The organism is Mucilaginibacter sp. P4_G9 (genome assembly GCF_056400985.1).
In genome coordinates this window covers 1-4,924 of record NZ_JBFUKF010000367.1, presented here as the reverse complement: position 1 = coordinate 4,924, position 4,924 = coordinate 1, and the positions used below count along the sequence as shown (strand labels likewise).

General features: G+C 39.2%; 8 protein-coding genes and 1 pseudogene. 5 read left to right on the top strand and 4 right to left on the bottom strand.

The features are described from left to right. Nucleotides 1–220, top strand: a 220-nt coding sequence (locus tag AC1DPZ_RS21840; RefSeq protein ID WP_477407408.1) for a PspC domain-containing protein, incomplete at its 5' end; no start/stop codon positions are given. Nucleotides 221–294: 74 nt separating this feature from the next. Here AC1DPZ_RS21840 and AC1DPZ_RS21835 read toward each other — a convergent pair. Further along, the gene (locus AC1DPZ_RS21835) at nt 295–675 is read right to left on the bottom strand and encodes a DUF1493 family protein (protein WP_477407406.1); all 381 of its coding nucleotides are present in this window, start codon (nt 673–675) and stop codon (nt 295–297) included. Nucleotides 676–845: 170 nt separating this feature from the next. On the opposite strand from AC1DPZ_RS21835, the gene AC1DPZ_RS21830 reads away from it, so the two are divergent. Further along, a complete protein-coding gene (locus tag AC1DPZ_RS21830; RefSeq protein WP_477407404.1) occupies nt 846–1,535 on the top strand; it encodes an HAD family hydrolase in 690 nt (229 codons plus the stop codon). Further along, nucleotides 1,532–2,158: a CatA-like O-acetyltransferase gene (locus tag AC1DPZ_RS21825; RefSeq protein WP_477407402.1), complete on the top strand. Its 627-nt coding sequence runs from the start codon at nt 1,532–1,534 to the stop codon at nt 2,156–2,158. The genes AC1DPZ_RS21830 and AC1DPZ_RS21825 overlap by 4 nt, the downstream gene beginning before the upstream one ends. On the opposite strand, the gene AC1DPZ_RS21820 is transcribed toward AC1DPZ_RS21825, so the two are convergent. The 3 genes from AC1DPZ_RS21820 to AC1DPZ_RS21810 all read right to left on the bottom strand — a co-directional run bounded on the left by AC1DPZ_RS21820 (nt 2,155) and on the right by AC1DPZ_RS21810 (nt 3,753). Continuing rightward, nucleotides 2,155–2,664: a GNAT family N-acetyltransferase gene (locus tag AC1DPZ_RS21820; protein ID WP_477407400.1), complete on the bottom strand. Its 510-nt coding sequence runs from the start codon at nt 2,662–2,664 to the stop codon at nt 2,155–2,157. The genes AC1DPZ_RS21825 and AC1DPZ_RS21820 overlap by 4 nt on opposite strands. Before the next feature lie 72 nt (nt 2,665–2,736). After that, on the bottom strand, nt 2,737–3,390 hold the full coding sequence (locus tag AC1DPZ_RS21815; RefSeq protein ID WP_477407397.1) for a CPBP family intramembrane glutamic endopeptidase: 654 nt from the start codon (nt 3,388–3,390) through the stop codon (nt 2,737–2,739). 27 nt (nt 3,391–3,417) lie between these two features. Next, nucleotides 3,418–3,753: a cupin domain-containing protein gene (locus AC1DPZ_RS21810; protein WP_477407395.1), complete on the bottom strand. Its 336-nt coding sequence runs from the start codon at nt 3,751–3,753 to the stop codon at nt 3,418–3,420. Between the two features lie 119 nt (nt 3,754–3,872). On the opposite strand from AC1DPZ_RS21810, the pseudogene AC1DPZ_RS21805 reads away from it, so the two are divergent. Further along, nucleotides 3,873–3,998 (top strand): annotated as a pseudogene (locus tag AC1DPZ_RS21805) (hypothetical protein); the annotation flags it as partial. 66 nt (nt 3,999–4,064) lie between these two features. Then, nucleotides 4,065–4,924, top strand: an 860-nt coding sequence (locus tag AC1DPZ_RS21800) for a DnaJ C-terminal domain-containing protein (protein ID WP_477407393.1), incomplete at its 3' end; no start/stop codon positions are given.

The window sequence follows — 4,924 nt, the reverse complement described above, 5'->3', positions numbered from 1 at the left end:
GCTACAGAGAATACTTACTTTTTTTGAACGGTACTCCTTTGGTGTATGCACTTATCTGGGCGAAAGATTTAACGTTTCCATTGCCAAAATCCGGCTGTTTTTTATATACTCTTCGTTTTTAGCTGTAGGCTTCCCGCTGATATTTTACTTTTTTGCCGGGATAGTATTGGATATTCGTAATTACATAAAAAGGAATCATACGAGAGTTACAGATTTATAAAGGTTTTATCTGAACCCTGATTAAATGTATTATCACGATTGCCGACTAAATTGTATAGCAATTTTACTTAACACTCACACTAACATTCCTGTGATAACCGCATTTTGCAGGTTGCGTACTCTAAACTTAGGTTTGTAGCAGTAATGCGCAAGCTGTTTTACCCAGGAGCTGTTATAGCCAAATACCATTTTTATCATTCTTACCCGGGTTGATCCCTTTGGATAGCCGTATTTATACCAGGTAAATTTTGATTGATCAATATTAAACTGGTCGGCAAAATCAGCCAGGAAAAGATCTATCTCGATATCAAAAATATCCAGATCAAGGTCAAGGCTGGTATCGAGGCATAAACTGCCAGGATCCACATGTATGATCTTGTAGCGGCTGCAATAATCAACAATAAATTCTTTTAAAGGCGGCAGTATCTCTTCCATTAATTGAATAGTTTTGATCATATTGTTTATAGGACGTTGTTTTAAAAATAAAGGTTGCACCATGGAGACTACTTTTTTAAAAAAAGGTTACCGAAAAGGGGAATTTGATTTATAAGCTGTACCAGGTAAGCTTTTTGATGGATAATTAAAGGCGTATTACTATTATTGCAGTATGTTTTTTCTTAATTGCCATGAAATTAAAAGTTATTGCTTTTGATGCCGATGATACACTTTGGGTGAATGAGCCTTTTTTTCAAAACACCGAAAAAAAATTTTGCAGCCTGCTGGAAGATTTTTTACCGAAACATAGTATATCGAGCGAGCTTTTTAAAGTTGAAATTGATAACCTGGCCCTTTATGGCTATGGCATAAAGGGATACATCCTCAGCATGATTGAGGCCGCACTCAGTATATCCGAAAAGAAGATCAGTATTGAAGTCATCGAAATTATATTGGAATACGGTAAGCAAATGCTTAACGAACCTATAGAGCTGCTGGATGGTGTCGAAGAAGTATTATCAGCCTTAAAAACCAATTACAGGTTAGTTGTTGCTACCAAAGGCGATTTGCTTGACCAGGAACGAAAACTAAAAAAATCGGGCCTGGCGCATTATTTTCACCATATCGAGATTATGAGTGATAAGCAGGAAGATGATTATATCAAACTGATCAAACACCTTGACATCAATCCGGGCGAGTTTATGATGGTGGGCAATTCTTTAAAATCTGATGTGATGCCGGTGCTTAATATTGGCGGACATGCAATCCATGTTCCTTTCCATACCACCTGGGCGCATGAGCATGTTGAAACCATCCTTACGCATGAAAAATTCAGGCATGCAGATACACTTAAGGATATATTGACGGCGATACAGGTATGAAGCAAAAGTTACACCTTGATACATGGGTGCGTAAGGAACATTTTCTTTTCTTTAAACAGTTTGACGAGCCTTTTTATGGTGTTACAGTAAAGCTTGATTGTACAAATGCTTATAGCTTTGCCAAAGAAAAGGGAGTATCGTTTTTCCTGTATACCATGCACCGCGCACTGGCCGCTGCAAATGCTATTGAGCCATTTAAATTAAGAATGGAGGACGATGAGGTTTATGTGTATGATCAAATAGACGCCGGCTCAACCATCGGGCGCAGCAATGGCACTTTTGGCTTTGGATATATTCCTTATGCTCCCCAATTTGATCAATTTATTATAACCGCGAATAAGGAGGTTGAAAGCGTTCAAAACTCAAATGAGCTGATCCGGTCGGACGCCAATAATATCATTCGCTTTTCATCTTTACCCTGGATAGATTTTACCAGCATATCACACGCCCGTATTTTTGGCTTACCCGATAGCTGCCCAAGGATTTCGTTTGGTAAAATGACACTGCAGGATGGCAAAAGATCAATGCCGGTATCAATTCATGTACACCATGCATTAATTGATGGCTTACATGTTGGTCAATTTATTGACCTCTTTCAGAAATTAATGGACACAGGAGTTTAAACCTGTTTCTCCATTACTATAAGCTCGATCAACTCTTTAGGTGAACCAAAGCGACCATGATCATGAAAGGGTTGGATCTCGCCTGTAAAGGTATAGCCACGGCGCTCGTACCAGCTGATGAGCTCCTTACGGCTGCGGATAACAGTCATGCTGATGGTATGTAAACCCAATTGTTTTGCAATAACTTCGGCTTCCTCAATTAAAGCACGGCCTACCCCCCCGTTTTGTAATGTTGGCGATACACTAAACATGCCCAGGTACAACTTGTCAATCTTAACTTCAAGGTAAACCGATCCTATGATTATGCCATCTTCATTAACATATTTTAACAGCGTAATGGCGTTATTGTTAAGGTAATCAATCAGCATAGGTTCATCTATCCTGATCCCTCCTATCAGGTCAGTTTCTGTTGTCCAGCCTTTTTTTGATTCCTCGCCCCGGTAAGCACTGTTAATTAAAGCATTCAATTCGGGTACGTCGGCAAGGGTAGCTTTTGTTATAGGCATATTGTTTTGTTTTTTGGGAGGGCAAACTTAATATTTAGCTACATTAAATGAAAGGTGTTATAGCATTTAATGTTACATGTAACCCAGGTAAATGGCGCTCAGCATAAAAACATCGTAAAAAATGTGGAAGAATATAAGGTACCACAAATTACCATCAAACACCTTATAAAGCCAGGTGATGAATAAAGCAAATAAAAATATACTTAGCATGGCACCCGTACCTTCCTGGTAATGATATAAAGCAAATAATATGGAAGTGATTAGTCCGCTTAAAGTAAAAGCCCATTTACCGTATCCAAATAAAGCTTTTATCCGGGTAAATATAAAACCCCTGAAAACAATCTCCTCAAACGGGATAACCAGGAAACCAGCAATACTTAGCAGGTACAGGTAATTGATGGTATTATGCCTGATGTATTTAAAATCGGATAAGTTAGCCGGGGTAAAGCCTAAACGATCAAAAAAAGGCCCAATACCCCAATAAGCAAGCATGGCATACCCTACACCTATAACACCACCAAGCCAAACAGATTTCAAATTTATGGCTGAAAACTTAAAACCTATGTCGCCGAATCCCTCCTTAAAGAATTTAAGATATAGGCCAATGAGCAGCAATAATAAAATAGAAAAAGCAAACATGGGAAGCAAACCCATATGCGGAAAGACCACCAAAAAAGCGATCATAAGCAAATCAGTTGCTATTCTTTTCCAATTTGTAGTCATCATAATTTCGACTAATGGAAAAGCCGAATGTTACAACAACTTGTAGTCGTCGCGGGCCGGGCTAAATATATCTATCAGTCTGCAATCGGTAACCGCTGTACCACCATGAATGATATTTGATGGTATAGTGGCAAACATTCCCGGATCCAAAACCTGCGGAACGCCATCAACGGTAAGCTCAAATTCACCTTCAATAACAAACGAATATTGCTCGTGTATATGTTTGTGCATTGGAAGTGAAATACCGGCTTTTACCTCAATAAAGTTAATGGTGTTGCCACTGGTATGAATTAGTTTAGAAAAATAGCCGGGCGCTATTTCTTTGGTTACGATATCACTGAAATGATGGAAAAATTGGTTTTGCATAAAGCAAATTTAATGGACTATTTTAAACTTTATACTTTTTACTTCAGCTTATAAAAAGGATTAAAACATTATTTCACTAAAAGCAATCCTTTAGCTTTTACCCCCCCCCCGATAATTCAGTAATTGTTGTTGTACAAAACGAAGGTGATACAAATAAAGCCATAAAAATAAAAGTCGGTGAACGGATAATTGAGTCTTTGTTAAAGGCTGATTCTTTTAATACTTTGGTAATAGCCACCAAATAATGTTTAATTTTCTGCGGATAAAAACTTAGCCTTCATTTTAAGGTTATACTTACATAATAGTTTACCATGGCTTTTATTGATTATTACAAAACATTAGGCATCGACAAAACTGCTACGGAGAAAGAAATTAAAAACGCTTACCGCAAGCAGGCCCGCAAATATCATCCCGATCTTAATCCCAACGATGTTCAGGCAAATAAGAAATTCCAGGAGATTAATGAAGCCAACGAAGTATTGGGTGATCCTGAGAAACGTAAAAAGTATGACAAGTACGGCGAAAACTGGCAGCATGGAGAGGCCTATGAGCAACAAACCAGTCAACAGCAAAGCCGGCAGCGCAGTTCTGGAGACCCGGGAAGTTTTGGAGGTTTTGGCGGCGGTTTTGGCAGCGGTGAGGATTTCTCGGACTTTTTTCAATCAATGTTTGGAGGTGCCGGTGGCAGTGGCAGACGCACCGGGTATCGCGGCCAGGATTTGAATGCTGAATTGCAATTGAGCCTGCAGGATACGCTGCATACACATAAACAAACCTTAGCTGTAAATGGCAAAAACATCCGTATTACAATACCTGCAGGTATAGAAAACGGGCAAACAATAAAAATAGCCGGACATGGCGGACAGGGTGTAAATGGCGGCCCGGCCGGCGATCTGTATATTAAATTTAATATTCCTGCCGACGTGCGTTTTAAGCGCGATGGCGCCAATTTATATAAAACCGTAAAGCTTGATCTTTATACGGCCGTTTTAGGCGGCGAGATTATGGCCGAAACCCCAACAGGAAAAGTAAAAGTTAAGGTAAAACCCGAAACCCCAAACGGAACCAGGGTAAAACTTAAAGGCAAAGGTATGCCTGTTTATAAAAAGGAAAATGAGTTTGGCGATCTGTACCTTACCTATGATATCCAAATACCTACCAACCTTACTGA